Genomic DNA, 15,928 nt, shown 5'->3' on the forward strand with positions numbered 1-15,928 from the left:
TTCATGGCGTCCGGTTACGGCGGGTTTCAATGATGTTCGGCAATTGGGAAATACGCCCCAACAACCGCCCCAACGCATCCAGCCCCGGAATTTCGATGGTCAAGGACATCAACGCGGTGTTGTCTTCCTTGTTCGAGCGGGTGTTGACCGCCAGCACGTTGATCCGCTCATTAAGCAGCACTTGCGAAACATCGCGCAGCAAACCGGAGCGGTCGTAGGCACGAATGATGATGTCGACCGGATAGGTCAACACCGGCACTGGCCCCCAACTGACCTGAATGATCCGCTCCGGCTCACGACTGCTCAACTGCAGCACTGACGCGCAGTCCTGACGGTGAATGCTGACGCCCCGGCCCTGAGTGATGTAACCGACGATCGCATCCCCCGGTAGCGGCTGGCAGCAGCCAGCCATTTGGGTCATCAGGTTGCCGACGCCCTGGATCTGGATGTCGCCGCGCTTGCCGGGCTTGTAACCCGTGGCCTTGCGCGGAATCAGTTCCAGCTGTTCGTTGCCGCGCTCCGGCTCGACCAGCTGTTGGGCCAGATTGACCAACTGCGCCAGACGCAAATCACCGGCGCCCAACGCGGCAAACATGTCCTCGGCGGTTTTCATGTTGGCCTTTTCGGCCAGCTTGTCGAAATCAACCTGCGGCAAGCCCAGACGACCTAACTCACGTTCGAGCAAGGTTTTACCGGCGGCCACGTTTTGATCACGAGCCTGCAACTTGAACCAGTGGACGATCTTCGCCCGGGCCCGCGAGGTGGTGATGTAACCCAGGTTCGGGTTCAGCCAGTCGCGGCTCGGCGTGCCGTGCTTGCTGGTGATGATCTCGACCTGTTCACCGGTTTGCAGGCTGTAATTGAGCGGGACAATTCGTCCGTTGATCTTGGCACCGCGGCAGTTGTGACCGATTTCGGTGTGCACGCGGTAGGCGAAGTCCAGCGGCGTCGCACCTTTGGGCAAGTCGATGGCGTGGCCGTCCGGGGTGAAGATGTACACCCGATCCGGTTCGATATCGACCCGCAGCTGTTCGGCCAGACCACCGATGTCCCCCAGTTCCTCGTGCCACTCGAGCACCTGACGTAGCCAGGAAATTTTCTCTTCGTAGTGATTGGAGCCGGATTTGACGTCGGTGCCTTTATAGCGCCAGTGAGCGCAAACGCCCAGCTCGGCCTCTTCGTGCATCGCATGGGTACGAATCTGGACTTCCAGCACCTTGCCTTCAGGACCGATCACCGCAGTATGCAGCGAGCGATAGCCGTTCTCTTTAGGGTTGGCGATGTAGTCGTCGAACTCTTTCGGGATGTGCCTCCACAAGGTATGGACGATGCCCAGCGCGGTGTAGCAGTCGCGTATTTCCGGCACCAGCACGCGTACGGCGCGCACGTCGTAGATCTGACTGAACTCCAGACCCTTGCGCTGCATTTTGCGCCAGATCGAATAGATGTGTTTGGCCCGACCGCTGATATCAGCGTCGACGCCGGTCGCCTGCAATTCGTTCTGCAATTGGTTCATCACATCGGTGATGAAGCGCTCGCGATCGAGGCGACGCTCATGCAGCAACTTGGCAATTTGCTTGTACTGATCGGGCTCCAGGTAACGGAAGGACAAATCCTCCAGCTCCCATTTGATATGCCCGATACCGAGACGGTGAGCCAAGGGTGCATAGATGTCGAAGACTTCACGGGCGACCCGGTTGCGTTTTTCGTCATCGGCGGTTTTCACCGCACGAATCGCGCAGGTGCGCTCGGCCAGCTTGATCAGCGCGACGCGAACGTCGTCGACCATGGCCACCAGCATCTTGCGAAGGTTTTCGACCTGCCCCTGGGTGCCGAGCACCAACGACTGGCGCGGGCTCAAACTGGCACTAATCGCGGCCATGCGCAGCACGCCGTCGATCAGCTTGGCCACCACCGGGCCGAAACGTTGACTGACCACCGGTAACTGGATCTGACCTTCGCGGACACCGCGGTAAAGCACCGCAGCCACCAGCGAATCCTGGTCCAGTTTGAGATCAGCGAGAATTTCTGCGATTTCCAGACCGGTACGGAAACTTGACATCCCCTCGGCCCAGAGATTCTTCGCCGCATTGTCTTGCTGTTCAGCCTCGCGAGCGAACTCGCAGGCTTCTTTCAAGGCTTCGCGGTCCAGCGCCAGATCGACACTGACCGCATGATCGAGCCATGCCTCGAGATTGATACTGCCGTCGGTGTTGATCGGCTGGTGTGCTCTCACCTGTACCATCTTGCTTACCTTCCCTACGACGCACATTCAATGCGTCAAAATCGCTGACCTTCGTTGCCAATGTTCCCTCGCTGGGCTGGCGAGGGGTCATGCATTAGCGGGCCAGTCGGACCAGACGAGCCATCCTAGCTCGCTTCAAATAACGCCATGGCCTCGACATGTGCCGTCTGAGGAAACATATCGAGGATCCCGGCACGTTTTAACCGGTAGCCCTGCTTGATCAATTCAACCGTGTCGCGAGCCAGAGTTGCCGGGTTGCACGACACGTAAACCAACCGTTTGGCACCCAGGGTAGAGAGCTTGCGCACCACCTCGAAAGCACCGTCACGGGGTGGGTCCAAGAGTACCGCAGAAAAGCCCTCGCTGGCCCATTTGGCATCAGCCAAAGGCTGGGATAAATCGGCGTGAAAAAACTTCGCGTTATGCACATTGTTGCTAACCGCATTGTCGGTGGCACGTTCGACCATTGCCGCTACACCTTCGACGGCCACCACTTCGCGAACTTTTTTTGCCAGAGGCAACGCAAAGTTACCCAAGCCGCAGAACAGATCGAGCACGCGCTCATCGGCCGTCGGTGCCAACCACTCCAGCGCCTGAGCGACCATCGCTTCATTGACCCCGGCGTTGACCTGGATGAAATCTCCCGGCCGATAAGCCAGCTGCAAATCCCACTGCTCCAATCGATAGCCTAGCTGCTGATCCGGTTCGACCGGTTGCGGCTCACCTTCACCATGCAGCCACAACTGAGCCTCATGGAATGCACAAAATTCTTTGAGTATCGTCAAATCAGCTTCAGACAATGGCGCCATGTGCCGCAGCAAAAATGCGCTGGACGAACCATGGAACAACTCCACATGACCCAACGCCTGAGGTTTGCTCAAACGCCGGAGCATTTCCGGCAAGTGCTTCATGATCGGTTGCAAGGGCTGTACCAGCACCAGGCAATCATTGATGCCGACGATGTCCTGACTCGCTGTCGCACGAAAACCCACTTCGAGTTTTTTCGCCTTGGCGTCCCAACGTACCGCCACCCGGGCGCGACGTCGGTAGCCGAATTCCGGCCCACTCAAGGGCGCTGCCCACTCTTCAGGCTCGACCCCCGCGACCCGCGACAATTGCTCGGCGAGCATGCGCTGTTTCAGGGCAAGCTGTTCAGTGTGGGGCAGATGTTGAACGCTGCAACCACCACAGCGCCCGGCATGGACACACGGTGCCGGGCGGCGCAGATCACTGGCCACCAACACCCGCTCAGTACGTGCTTCGACGACTTTACCGTGGGCGCCCAAGACCCGCGCTTCGACTTCTTCACCGGCCAAAGCACCCGCGACGAACCAGGTACGGCCTTCAAAAAAGGCAATGCCCCGGCCATCGTTGGCCAGACGTTCAATCGTCAACCGTTGCTTTTTACCGGTGGGCACTTGCGGTGCCCGGGTGCCGCCGCTCGGTTGGAAGCGCAGGCCTCTCTCTTGCTTGGCCATCAGTTGGGCGCGTCGAAAATGCCGGTCGACAAGTAACGGTCGCCACGGTCACAAATGATCGCGACCATGACCGCGTTTTCGACTTCCTGGGACAAACGCAGCATCGCTGCCACCGCACCGCCCGAGGACACACCACAGAAAATGCCTTCTTCGCGGGCCAGACGACGGGTTACGTCTTCGGCTTCGCTTTGGGCCATATCAACGATTCGGTCGACCCGATCGGCCTGATAAATCTTCGGCAGGTATTCTTGCGGCCAGCGACGGATACCGGGAATGGCCGAGCCTTCCATCGGCTGCAGACCAACGATCTGCACCGCCGGGTTCTGCTCCTTCAGGTAGCGCGAAACGCCCATGATGGTGCCGGTGGTGCCCATGGAGCTGATGAAGTGGGTAATGCTGCCTTCGGTCTGGCGCCAGATTTCCGGGCCAGTGCCGGTGTAGTGCGCCTCGGGGTTATCACCGTTGGCGAACTGGTCGAGCACCTTGCCGCGACCCTCGGCCTGCATCCGCTCGGCGAGATCGCGGGCGCCCTCCATGCCCTCTTCCTGAGTGACCAGAATCAGTTCGGCGCCATAGGCGGTCATCGCTGCCTTGCGCTCGGCACTGGAGTTGTCGGGCATGATCAGGATCATCTTGTAACCCTTGATCGCCGCGGCCATCGCCAGGGCAATCCCGGTATTACCCGAGGTCGCTTCGATCAGCGTATCGCCGGCATGGATCTGCCCGCGCAACTCGGCACGCGTGATCATCGACAGCGCCGGACGGTCCTTGACCGAACCCGCGGGGTTATTACCCTCGAGCTTGAGCAGCAGGGTATTGCTGGTGGCGCCGGGCAGGCGCTGCAAACGGACCAGCGGGGTGTTGCCGACGCAATCGGCGATGGTTGGGTACTGCAAGGTCATGGCGTATTCGCAATCCAGACTGCGGGGGCGCCTATCATACCGGCAAACGTCTGGAGTCCATATCACGCAAAGTGTGGTGCTTATGGCTTATGGGCATAAGCAGGGGATTCGGGGGCTGATCGTTCCCACGCTCTGCGTGGGAATGCAGCCCGTGACGCTCCGCGTCACAAAAACGGACGCAGAGCGTCCAGTGAGGCATTCCCACGCGGGAGCATGGGAACGATCACCCAGCGATCACGCAGTCCGGGCCAACAACCGCATATTCAACCGCAACCCCTGCCCCGTGTTTTCCGCCCACAAACTACCCCCCTGACGCTGCACGGCATTGCGGGCGATGCTCAGGCCCAGGCCAAATCCACCGTCGCCGGGACGCGAGCCGTCGAGACGGGTGAACGGCGCGAAAATTCGCTCCAGCTCTTGCTCTGCGACGCCACCGCCCTGATCTTCCAGCCAAAGATGCCAATAGGCACCTTCCCGACGACCATGGAGGCGCACGATACCGCCTGCCGGAGAATGGCGGATGGCGTTGCGCAGGATGTTTTCAAGTGCCTGCGCCAATGTGTTGAGGTGACCGCGCACCCAGCACGATGAATCAACTGCGCAGTGCAATTGCTCGGACGGCCAGCCGCTTTCGAAACAAGCGTTTTCCGTGAGCATTTCCCATAAGGCCTGAATCTGGATGTCTTCTTCGGGCAACGGCGCGCGCTCGGTGTCGAGCCAGGCCAGCTGCAGAGTGTCTTCCACCAGCCGCTGCATGCCGTCGACTTCCCGTCCCAGCCGCTCACGCAATTGCGCCAGGCTCTGTTCGCTTTCACTGGCCACACGCAAGCGGCTCAAGGGCGTTCGCAGCTCGTGAGACAGGTCGCGCAGCAATTGTTGCTGCAGCGCCACGGTACTTTGCAGGCGTTCGGACATTTGATCGAACGCTCGCCCCAGTTCACCCAATTCATCCTGCCGGCTGGTGGTTTGGGTGGACAGTCGCACGGTCAGTCGATCGGCGCGCCAGGCATTGGCCTGCTCACGCAGGTTGTTCAGCGGCACGACCAACAAGCGATACAAACCGACGCACAGCAGCAACGTGAACAACCTCGGAATCACCCCATTGGTCACCACCCGCCAGAACACCCGATAACGCCCAGGCATAAACCGCTGGGGCAATTCAATCACCAGGCTGCCCGCGGCAGGATCGTTGGGGAATGGAATTTTCAACCAGGGCAAACCACGGGTATGGCGACTGACGGGCCAATCCAGACCACGCAGAAATGTCAGGCGTTGGTTCTCCGACGTCTTTAGCGGGTAGCTGCTCAGCGAATGCAAATCGTGACCGATGACACCGACCCAGCTGCGCTCACGCAGGCGCACTGTCTGCAACCAGCCATCGACGCCAGGGCTCTGTCCTTGAGTCCAGGCACGTTCGGCCTCGGCGGCGTAGCCACTGAGGGTGGCTCGAGCTTCGTCGGACAAGAACAGATTCTTCTGCTCCATATAACGGCCCCAGGACCAGCTCAGCCAGATCATCAGCAAACAGAACGCTATTAATAGAAAGGCCAACCTCCAGAACAGCGAGTGTTTACCTGGCAGGTCAGACCATTTCATCGATCGCGCTCAGCACATAGCCCTTGCCCCAGACCGTGCGCACTTCACGTTCGCTGTAGCCGATCGCCTTGAGCTTGCGGCGAATCTGGCTGATATGCATGTCCAGGCTACGGTCGTGGGGGGCATAGCCGCGTTGCAGGACCTGTTGATAAAGGAAGGCTTTGCTGAGCACTTCATCACCATTACGGTTCAACGTCTCCAGCAGGCGGTATTCGCTGCGGGTCAGGCCGGCCCATCGCTCACCGTGGTGGACATCGCACCGCTCATCGTCGAAACGAAGGCTCTGGGAATCATTGTTGAGCGGCGCCGGAACCGGAACTTGGTGGCGGTCGAGCGCCACACGACGCAGGATGGCTTCGATGCGCACCCGCAACTCGGCCATGCTGAAGGGCTTGGGCAGGTAATCATCGGCCCCCAGACGAAAACCGCTGATGCGATCCGCCTCGGCGCCCAACGCCGACATCAGAATCACCGGAAGCGAGTGGCTTTCACGCAAATGCGTCAGCACCGACAGGCCATTCATGCCTGGCAAGAGAATATCCATCAGCACCAGATCGAAGACCTGCTGCCGGGCAATCGCCAGTCCCTCCATGCCGTTTTGGCACCAGATCACCTGAAAGCCATAGCGCCCCAGGTGCTCATGGACATAAGCGCCCAGCACGAGGTCGTCTTCAATCGCCAGAATACGGGGATGGCCAATAGATACGGGAGTCATTAGCTTCTGCAAGTCATTCTCAGTTACCAATTATTCAAGATTGCTCCCCGGTGAGCAACCTGAGCGCGCTCATCATGGGTATGACACTTGCAGCGCCAGGCTGAGCACGGCGTTAATTTACGAAGATTGCCTGCATGCAAATGGCTACACTGCGCAGGTGATGCGTGCAGGATGTGCGCGTCAGTCATCCGTGCGTCATTCAAAAAAACAGTGTGCTAGCAGGAGAGTTGCGTGCTTAAGAAACTGGGGATAAAAGGCCGCGTGCTTTTGCTGACCTTGTTGCCGACCAGCTTGATGGCATTGTTGCTGGGCGGCTACTTCACATGGATGCAGCTGTCCGACCTGCAAACCCAACTCCTGCAACGTGGCGAGATGATCGCCGAACAACTGGCGCCACTGGTGGCCCCTGCCATGGGCCATAACAACACCGATTTACTGGAACGCATCGCGACCCAATCCCTCGAACAGGCGGATGTTCGCGCCGTGTCTTTTCTCGCGCCTGATCGCACGCAATTGGCCCACGCCGGGCCGAGCATGCTCAATCAGCCGCCGATCGGTAACAGCACCCACATGTTGCAACGCAGCGGCAGCGACGCGACCCGCTATCTGTTGCCGGTGTTCGGCCGGCACCGCAACCTGGCTGGCGACTTGATCCCGGAGGAAACCGACCGTCTACTGGGTTGGGTCGAACTCGAGCTTTCCCACAGCGGCATGCTGCTGCGTGGCTATCGCAGTTTGTTCGCCAGCCTGATGTTGATCCTCGCGGGCCTTGCCGGCACTGCCCTGCTGGCGCTGCGCATAAGCCGCACCATTAACGCGCCGCTCAGTCTGATCAAACAGGCTGTTGCGCAACTCAAGGACGGCAACCTGGAAACCCGCTTGCCGCCGCTCGGCAGTCAGGAGCTGGATGAACTGGCATCGGGCATCAACCGCATGGCTGGCACCCTGCAAAACGCCCAGGAAGAATTGCAACTCAGCATCGACCAAGCCACTGAAGACGTTCGGCAGAACCTGGAAACCATCGAAATCCAGAACATCGAGCTGGACCTGGCGCGTAAAGAGGCACTGGAAGCGAGCCGGATCAAATCCGAGTTTCTGGCCAACATGAGCCACGAAATCCGCACGCCCCTCAATGGCATCCTCGGCTTTACCCATCTGTTGCAGAAAAGTGAGTTGACGCCCCGTCAGCTGGATTACCTGAGCACCATCGAGAAATCCGCCGACAGCTTGCTGGGGATCATCAACGAGATTCTCGACTTCTCGAAAATCGAGGCCGGCAAGCTGGTACTCGACAGCATTCCCTTCAACCTGCGTGACCTGCTACAGGACACCCTGACCATCCTCGCCCCGGCGGCCCACGCCAAAGAGCTTGAACTGGTGAGCCTGGTCTACCGCGATACACCCTTGTCGCTGGTCGGCGATCCCCTGCGCCTCAAACAGATCCTCACTAACCTGGTCAGCAACGCGATCAAGTTCACCCGTGAGGGCACTATCGTCGCCCGCGCCATGCTCGAAGAAGAGCATGAAGACAGCGTACAACTGCGCATCAGCATTCAGGACACCGGCATCGGCTTGTCCAATCAGGATGTACGCGCCCTGTTTCAAGCCTTCAGCCAGGCTGACAATTCGCTGTCCCGGCAACCCGGCGGCACCGGCCTGGGGCTGGTGATTTCCAAACGCCTGATCGAGCAGATGGGCGGCGAGATCGGCGTCGACAGCACGCCCGGCGAAGGTTCCGAGTTCTGGATCAGCCTGAGCCTGCCTAAAACCCGCGACGACGCCGAAGACCTGCCGTCGGCGCCACTGCTCGGCCGCCGTGTCGCCGTGCTGGAGAACCACGAACTGGCCCGCCAGGCGTTGCAGCACCAACTGGAAGACTGTGGCCTGGAAGTCACCCCGTTCAATACACTGGAAGCGTTGACCAACGGCATTACCGGCGCCCATCAGACCGATCAGGCAATCGACTTGGCGGTGCTCGGCATCACCACCAAGGACATGCCACCCGAGCGTCTCAATCAGCACATCTGGGACCTCGAGCATATGGGCTGCAAGGTACTGGTGCTGTGCCCGACCACTGAACAAACACTGTTTCATCTCTCGGTGCCCAACCCCCACAGTCAATTGCAAGCCAAACCGGCCTGCACCCGCAAGCTGCGCCGAGCCTTGGCCGACCTGGTCAATCCGCGCCAGATGCGCAACGATCCTGGTGAACCCCTCTCCAGCCGCGCGCCGAAAGTGCTCTGCGTCGATGACAACCCGGCCAATCTGTTGCTGGTGCAAACCCTACTTGAAGACATGGGGGCCAAGGTGGTCGCGGTCGAGAGCGGCTATGCCGCGGTCAAGGCCGTGCAGACAGAAACCTTCGATCTGATCCTGATGGACGTGCAAATGCCCGGGATGGACGGACGCGAGACCACCGAAGTGATCCGCCAATGGGAAAGCGAGCGGCACAGCACCCCGCTGCCGATCGTCGCCCTGACCGCCCATGCCATGGCCAATGAAAAGCGCGCCCTGTTGCAAAGCGGGATGGACGACTACCTGACCAAGCCTATCAGTGAGCGCCAACTGGCCCAGGTGGTGTTGAAATGGACCGGCCTGGCGCTGCGCAACCATGGACCGGAGCGCGCCAGCGAGTCCTACATCAATGGCGCCGAATTGCAGGTGCTTGATCATGAGGAAGGGCTGCGTCTGGCCGCGGGCAAAGCCGATCTGGCCGCCGATATGCTGGCGATGCTGCTCGCATCGTTGGAGGCTGACCGTGAAGCCATCCGCGTCGCCCGAGCAGCCAATGACCAGAATGCGCTGATCGAACGGGTCCATCGCCTGCACGGCGCTACCCGCTACTGCGGCGTACCGCAATTGCGCGCAGCTTGCCAGCGCAGTGAAACCCTGCTCAAGCAAGAAGACCAAAAGGCCTTTACCGCGCTGGATGAACTGGACCGGGCCATTAATCGCCTGGCCACCGAAGCCCGCATCAGTGCCTGACCCACGGCAATAGCGGCGATGCCGATGAGCGTTAAGCTCATCGCCCCCGAACAAGGATGACGCCATGCGCACGATTCTCTTCAGCAGCCAGACCTATGATCGCGACAGCTTCCTCGGTGCCGAGCTGCCGGCTGGTGTCCAATTGCAGTTTCAATCCGCGCGGCTGTGCCTGGACACGGTGGCGCTGGCCGAACACCACGAAGTGGTCTGTGCCTTCATCAATGATGACCTCAGCGCGCCGGTGCTCGAACGGTTGGCGGCCGGTGGCACCCGGCTGATCGCCCTACGCTCGGCCGGCTACAACCATGTCGACCTGCCTGCAGCCAAACGTCTGGGGCTGAGTATCGTCCGGGTCCCGGCCTACTCGCCCCACGCGGTGGCCGAACATGCGGTGGCGTTAATTCTGGCGCTGAACCGGCACCTGCATCGCGCCTACAACCGGACCCGCGAAGGCGATTTCAGCCTGCATGGGCTGACCGGTTTCGATCTGGTGGGTAAAACCGTCGGCGTGGTCGGCACCGGACAGATCGGTGCTACCTTCGCCAAAATCATGGCGGGGTTCGGCTGTCAGCTACTGGCTTACGACCCTTATCCCAACCCGCAGGTAGAAGCCCTCGGCGCTCGCTACCTGAGTTTGCCCGACCTGCTGGCGCAAGCGCAGATCATCAGCCTGCATTGCCCACTGACCGCCGACAGCAAACACCTGATCAACAGTCAGTCACTGGCCCATCTGCAGCCGGGCGCCATGCTGATCAACACTGGTCGTGGCGGCCTGGTGGACACACCGGCGCTGATCGACGCCCTGAAAAACGGTCAACTGGGTTATCTGGGTCTGGATGTATATGAAGAAGAAGCGCAGCTGTTCTTCGAGGACCGCTCAGACCTGCCGTTGCAAGACGATGTGCTGGCGCGCTTGCTGACATTTCCTAACGTCATCATCACCGCCCACCAGGCCTTCCTGACCCGCGAAGCCCTGGCCGCGATTGCCGCGACCACTTTGCAGAACATTGCCGCCTGGGCCACGGGCACACCGCAAAACCAGGTGGAAGGCTGAGCCACGGATCGGCTGCCTGATCGAAGGTCACACGCCTGGGCCATGCTGGATTCCTCCGCGTGCTAGCATACCGCCCATATTTGGAGGACCCATGGTCGAACACGATTTCCGCTATACCCTGATGAGCCCGCAACACACCCTGATCGAATGCCGCGCCCTGATGCCAGGCCGCTATCAAGTCACCGGTAACGGCGGCTCGATACAGAGCAACGATGTCCTGGTGGTCACCCTCAAAGGCAGCAAGGACTTGTCCATGCGCCTGACCGTGGAAAAAGTCCGTCACCTGATCAACCCGATCGGCCAATGGGTCGCCGTGGCCCGTGGCCCGGTGTTCGGTGAACTGGCCATTCACACGTGGAAGGTCAACTGTGACAGCTGTGCAGCCGAGCTGAACTTTGAGTTCGCGGTGGATGCCAAACTCGGCAACAAGGCGCAAAAGCCTGCCGCCACAGCGCGCATTGCCGAGCTTGGCTGGGTGACCACTGGCGAGAAACACCTCTGCCGCAAATGCCAGGGCTCTGTCTGATGAAACGTCTGGCCCTTATTGGGACGGTTGGCGCCAGCCTGTTATCGGGCTGTGCTGCTGAGCCGGTGAAACTGCAACAGGAGCACAGCTATGTTCTGGAGTGGATCGGCGAACGCCCGCTGATCGACAACAGCCATCTGACCATCACCCTCGGTGAAGACGGTCGGGCCTATGGCACTGGCGGCTGCAACCACTGGTTCGCGCCTTACACCCTGGAAGGCGACAAGCTTAGCTTCGGCAAGGTCGGCAGCACCCGTAAAATGTGCGCGCCGGCACTGATGGAGCAAGAGAGACGCTTCCTGCAAGCACTGGAAACCGTGCAACGTTGGGACATTTCGCCGATCGAGCAGACGCGTTTCTGGCCTGCCGAAGGCAAGCCGTTGCGCTGGTGGCTGGAAGAGGGTTGATCGCCCTGTAGATCGCATTCGCGGGCAAGCCCGCTCCCACGGGTTCATGGTGATCCTTGTGGGAGCGGGCTTGCCCGCGAAGAAGTCCCCCTGACTCTCAATTCTTCGCCTGCAACGCCGCAAGCTTCGCCATCACTCCCGCCGCCGTCTGCTCGCCCATGAGCTGCTCACGCACCTTGCCCTTGTCATCGATGATGTAGGTCACCGGCAGTGCCTCGCTGCGTGGCAAATCGAAAAGGTCGGCCGGGTCCTGGGCCATTACGGTGTATTTGATCCCCAGTGCTTCACTGGCCTTCTTCAATTCCTCGCCCTGCACATTGTCGAAGTTGATCCCGAACACGTCGATCGACTTGCCTTTCAATTGTTCAGCCAAGGCATTCAGCTCGGGAATCTCGGTTCGGCACGGGCCACACCATTCAGCCCAGTAATTGAGCACCACCCATTGCTTGTCCAGACGCTCGGAGGCGATTTTCTGCCCCTGCTGATCGACACCGTAGTCATTGCCACAGCCGCTGAGCAACAAGGTTGTGATGATTGCCAATGCTGTTACCAGTCGCCTAGTCATGTCTTGGTCCTTTGAAAAGATTGGTTCTGAATCCACTTTGACTGCTACCCATCGCCTCCCCAAGGTTCAGGACTGCTCGCCACACAGGTAGAATAGCCGCCACCTTACGCAAGATGCGAACCGCACATGACCGATCTGACGCTTTATCACAACCCGCGCTGCTCGAAATCCCGCGGTGCGCTGGAACTGCTGCAAGCTCGTGGCCTGACCCCGACCGTGGTGCGCTACCTGGAAACCCCATTGGACGCCACGCAACTGCAAGACCTGCTGGAAAAACTGGGCATCAGCGCCCGCCAGCTGCTGCGCACCGGCGAAGACGAGTACAAGACCCTCAACCTGGCAGACAGCAGCCTGACCGAGGCGCAGTTGATCGCCGCCATGGCCGCGCATCCAATACTGATCGAACGGCCGATTCTGCAGGTCGGCGACAAAGCCGTCATCGGCCGTCCTCCGGAGAAAGTGCTGGAGATTCTTCCGTGAGTGCGCCGTACGTTCTGGTTCTGTATTACAGCCGCAGTGGCTCCACCAATGAAATGGCCCGGCAAATTGCACGCGGTATCGAGCAAGGCGGTCTGGAAGCACGCTTGCGCACAGTGCCGGCGATCTCCGCCGACTGTGAAGCGGTAGCACCGAGCATTCCGGAAGAAGGCGCTTTGTACGCCAGTCTCGATGACCTGAAAAACTGCTCGGGCCTGGCCCTCGGCAGCCCGACCCGCTTCGGTAACATGGCCGCGCCGTTGAAATACTTCCTCGACGGCACCAGCAATTTGTGGCTGACCGGCGCACTGGTCGGCAAACCGGCCGGCGTCTTCACCTCCACCGCCAGCCTGCACGGCGGCCAGGAGACCACTCTGCTGTCGATGATGCTGCCATTGCTGCACCACGGCATGCTGATCACCGGCCTGCCCTACAGCGAATCGGCTCTGCTGGAAACCCGCGGTGGCGGCACCCCTTACGGCGCCAGCCATCACGCGGGGGCCGACGGCAAAAGTCCGCTGAACGAACACGAAGTCGCTCTGTGCCGTGCACTGGGTCTGCGCCTGGCGAAAACCGCCCTGCAACTGGAGAACAACCGTGGCTAAAAAGCCCAAGATCCTGCCTTCGATCCAATGGCTGGAGCCACGTGTGCGGGTCGCCCGCGTACTGAGCCTGATCTGCTTTCTCGGTTTGATCGGCCTGTTGTGCGCCTATTATCTGATCGTCGCCGATCTGCATGGCGCTCGGCCCTGGGTGATTCTGCTGATCGAACTGGTGCCTTTGCTTGTGCTGGCGCCGGGCATGCTCAGCGGCAGCGCGCGTGGGCATTCATGGATGTGTTTTGTGGTGAATTTGTATTTCATCAAGGGCGCGCTGGCCGCCTACGATCCCAATCGACAAATGTTCGGTCTGCTGGAAATGGCCGCGAGCCTGGCAGTGTTCTGCAGCGCGCTGCTGTATGTGCGCTGGCGATTCCAGCTCAATCGCAAATTGGCAGGGGAAGGTGAAGCGATGGCTTGATCGATGAATGTCGCCTGAGCAACCGTACTCGGCGACCTGACTTCATGTCTCAATTTTCGAAGCCTGAGAGCTTCCAGTTTGGAGAGGGCATGCACGACTACAAATGGCTAAACGAATACTGTCTCAATCGCTTCGGTTCGGCGGCCGCCCTTGAGGCACACCTGCCCTCCCCTGAATCTGCACAACAACTGAGAAAAATCACCGCCGATCGCTATCTATCGACCTTGGCGCTAAGGGTTTTCCGTGCCGGGTTGAAGCACAGCCTGGTGGATGCCAAATGGCCGGCATTCGAACAGGTTTTTTTTGGATTTGATCCTGAGAAAGTCGTGCTGATGGGGGCTGAACACCTTGAACGCCTGATGCAGGACGCTCGCATCATCAGGCATTTGGGCAAGCTCAAAAGCGTACCGCGCAATGCCCAGATGATCCTCGATGTTGCCCATGAACATGGCAGCTTTGGCGCCTTCATCGCCGACTGGCCCACAACCGATATCGTTGGCCTCTGGCAGTACCTTGCCAAGCACGGAAGCCAACTGGGTGGCCTCTCGGCGCCGAGGTTCCTGAGAATGATCGGTAAAGACACCTTCATTCCGACATTTGACGTGGTTGCTGCGCTGAACGCCCAGAACATCATCGACAAAGTGCCGAGCAGCAAGCGGGATCAAGCGAAGGTTCAAGAGGTTTTCAACCTCTGGCATAGCGAAAGCGGACGACCGCTCTGTCAGTTATCCGCGATGCTGGCTTATACCGTAAACCATTGAGCCGGGATCAAACCCGGCCACCTGGCCGGTGAGCCCATCTAACTGCCATAAAGTTCGATACTAAGCACACTAACTTGTAGCGTAACTTTTCCGGCAAAACAATGGAGCAGGAATGCGCATCAAGCCAGGACTCAGCCCCTTACCTGAGTGAAATTTGCCTGGCTTGGAAAGGCTTCAACACCCCTCCAAATTTTTCACATTCCTTTCACCAATCCCCCACCTGACCTGCTCTAGATTTGCGTTCAAGTTACTGCTCAAGGCCTCGCGCGCTGTAAAGTTCTCGTTCGAAAATCACACACGGGTGAACAATGTGGTTAATTCTGTCCCGGCCGGGCTGCCGTCAAAAAGAGTCATCACAACCAGACTCAAAAAGCAGCTACTGGGGGCTGGCGCTGCCATAGCCAGTATGGTTCTGGCCACAGGATTCATGTTATGGCCAAAAACGCCATTGAACCTGGGAGAGGGCGACCACATGAGCAGCGCTGGTGTTTATGAACACTGGCGGGCCGGTGACGTTATCGTCCTGGTCAGACATGCCGAGCGTTGCGATCGCTCCAGCAATCCCTGCCTCGGCCCGGCAGACGGCATTACCCATATTGGCAGCATTAGCGCTGCCGAGGTGGGCAAGGCCTTCAAGACCATCGGGATGGATAACGCCGATGTGCTGAGCAGCCCGGCGACCCGCACGCTGCAGACATCCTCGTATATGTTCGGACATGCAGCCCCCGCTCAAGACTGGCTGGTCAGCTGCGGTAAGCCCCTGCGCGATGATGCACTGGCCCACAAGGCTGCCCATCGCAATCTTGTGTTGGTGACCCACAGTGGATGCATCAGCGACCTCGAAAGTCAGTTGGGTTTTAAACATGCACGCTCAAGCGAGTACACCAGCTCTCTGTTTGTTTCCGTCGCAGCTGATGGCCAGCTAAATGTGCTGGGTGTCATGAATGAGCAAGATTGGGCGCCCACACTCAAAAAAATCGCTAAATAATTTGTTACTATTTTTAGGCCTCCAATAATCAAGTCGCTGCAGCAAAATGACAGCCTGAGTGCACTACGCTTATTGACTTTGCAGGAATGACTACTAACACCCACTTGACGATAAAAACTTCAAGGGTCTTTTACTCTAACCAAACGAAATTTTTACGACGATCCACTGATTTTTTTGTTTATAGGTTTGAGTTTCCTTGATTAAGTTTG

Annotated in this window: 15 protein-coding genes; 9 read left to right on the plus strand and 6 right to left on the minus strand. The window is 59.1% G+C overall.

Going from position 1 to position 15,928, the window contains the following annotated elements:
- Nucleotide 1: 1 nt before the first annotated feature.
- The 5 genes from relA to ACN1C3_RS07515 all read right to left on the minus strand — a co-directional run bounded on the left by relA (nt 2) and on the right by ACN1C3_RS07515 (nt 6,936).
- Entirely contained in the window at nt 2–2,245 is a 2,244-nt protein-coding gene (gene relA, locus ACN1C3_RS07495) for a GTP diphosphokinase (RefSeq protein WP_419115169.1), read from the minus strand.
- A gap of 125 nt (nt 2,246–2,370) precedes the next feature.
- Entirely contained in the window at nt 2,371–3,723 is a 1,353-nt protein-coding gene (gene rlmD, locus ACN1C3_RS07500) for a 23S rRNA (uracil(1939)-C(5))-methyltransferase RlmD (RefSeq protein WP_419115170.1), read from the minus strand.
- Complete coding sequence (cysM, locus tag ACN1C3_RS07505) at nt 3,723–4,625, minus strand: cysteine synthase CysM (protein WP_419115171.1); 903 nt, start codon at nt 4,623–4,625, stop codon at nt 3,723–3,725. Before cysM ends, rlmD begins: the two co-directional genes overlap by 1 nt.
- 234 nt (nt 4,626–4,859) lie before the next feature.
- Entirely contained in the window at nt 4,860–6,221 is a 1,362-nt protein-coding gene (locus ACN1C3_RS07510) for a histidine kinase sensor domain-containing protein (protein WP_419115172.1), read from the minus strand.
- Nucleotides 6,208–6,936, minus strand: coding sequence for a response regulator transcription factor (locus ACN1C3_RS07515; protein WP_419115173.1), 729 nt, complete (start codon nt 6,934–6,936; stop codon nt 6,208–6,210). The genes ACN1C3_RS07510 and ACN1C3_RS07515 overlap by 14 nt, the downstream gene beginning before the upstream one ends.
- Nucleotides 6,937–7,167: 231 nt before the next feature.
- Here ACN1C3_RS07515 and ACN1C3_RS07520 point away from each other — a divergent pair, with 231 nt between their 5' ends.
- The 4 genes from ACN1C3_RS07520 to ACN1C3_RS07535 all read left to right on the plus strand — a co-directional run bounded on the left by ACN1C3_RS07520 (nt 7,168) and on the right by ACN1C3_RS07535 (nt 11,908).
- Complete coding sequence (locus ACN1C3_RS07520; protein ID WP_419115174.1) at nt 7,168–9,921, plus strand: response regulator; 2,754 nt, start codon at nt 7,168–7,170, stop codon at nt 9,919–9,921.
- Nucleotides 9,922–9,985: 64 nt separating this feature from the next.
- On the plus strand, nt 9,986–10,975 hold the full coding sequence (locus ACN1C3_RS07525) for a 2-hydroxyacid dehydrogenase (protein WP_419115175.1): 990 nt from the start codon (nt 9,986–9,988) through the stop codon (nt 10,973–10,975).
- Between the two features lie 91 nt (nt 10,976–11,066).
- Complete coding sequence (locus tag ACN1C3_RS07530; protein WP_419115176.1) at nt 11,067–11,501, plus strand: hypothetical protein; 435 nt, start codon at nt 11,067–11,069, stop codon at nt 11,499–11,501.
- Nucleotides 11,501–11,908 carry an META domain-containing protein gene (locus ACN1C3_RS07535; RefSeq protein ID WP_419115177.1) on the plus strand — a complete coding sequence of 136 codons (408 nt, stop codon included), beginning with the start codon at nt 11,501–11,503 and terminating at the stop codon, nt 11,906–11,908. The genes ACN1C3_RS07530 and ACN1C3_RS07535 overlap by 1 nt, the downstream gene beginning before the upstream one ends.
- A gap of 97 nt (nt 11,909–12,005) precedes the next feature.
- Here ACN1C3_RS07535 and ACN1C3_RS07540 read toward each other — a convergent pair whose 3' ends face one another.
- Nucleotides 12,006–12,473, minus strand: coding sequence for a redoxin domain-containing protein (locus tag ACN1C3_RS07540; RefSeq protein ID WP_419115178.1), 468 nt, complete (start codon nt 12,471–12,473; stop codon nt 12,006–12,008).
- 126 nt (nt 12,474–12,599) lie between these two features.
- Here ACN1C3_RS07540 and arsC point away from each other — a divergent pair, with 126 nt between their 5' ends.
- From arsC to ACN1C3_RS07565, 5 genes are all read left to right on the plus strand, one after another.
- Complete coding sequence (gene arsC / locus ACN1C3_RS07545; RefSeq protein ID WP_419115179.1) at nt 12,600–12,953, plus strand: arsenate reductase (glutaredoxin); 354 nt, start codon at nt 12,600–12,602, stop codon at nt 12,951–12,953.
- Nucleotides 12,950–13,555 carry an NAD(P)H:quinone oxidoreductase gene (gene wrbA / locus ACN1C3_RS07550; protein WP_419115180.1) on the plus strand — a complete coding sequence of 202 codons (606 nt, stop codon included), beginning with the start codon at nt 12,950–12,952 and terminating at the stop codon, nt 13,553–13,555. The genes arsC and wrbA overlap by 4 nt, the downstream gene beginning before the upstream one ends.
- A complete protein-coding gene (locus ACN1C3_RS07555; protein ID WP_419115181.1) occupies nt 13,548–13,970 on the plus strand; it encodes a DUF2069 domain-containing protein in 423 nt (140 codons plus the stop codon). Before wrbA ends, ACN1C3_RS07555 begins: the two co-directional genes overlap by 8 nt.
- A gap of 89 nt (nt 13,971–14,059) precedes the next feature.
- The gene (locus ACN1C3_RS07560; protein WP_419115182.1) at nt 14,060–14,731 is read left to right on the plus strand and encodes a DNA-3-methyladenine glycosylase I; all 672 of its coding nucleotides are present in this window, start codon (nt 14,060–14,062) and stop codon (nt 14,729–14,731) included.
- A 154-nt stretch (nt 14,732–14,885) separates the two neighbouring features.
- Nucleotides 14,886–15,719 carry a histidine phosphatase family protein gene (locus ACN1C3_RS07565; RefSeq protein ID WP_419115183.1) on the plus strand — a complete coding sequence of 278 codons (834 nt, stop codon included), beginning with the start codon at nt 14,886–14,888 and terminating at the stop codon, nt 15,717–15,719.
- Nucleotides 15,720–15,928 lie beyond the last annotated feature (209 nt).

It is taken from the genome of Pseudomonas sp. H11T01, from assembly GCF_048515765.1.
Classification (GTDB): domain Bacteria; phylum Pseudomonadota; class Gammaproteobacteria; order Pseudomonadales; family Pseudomonadaceae; genus Aquipseudomonas.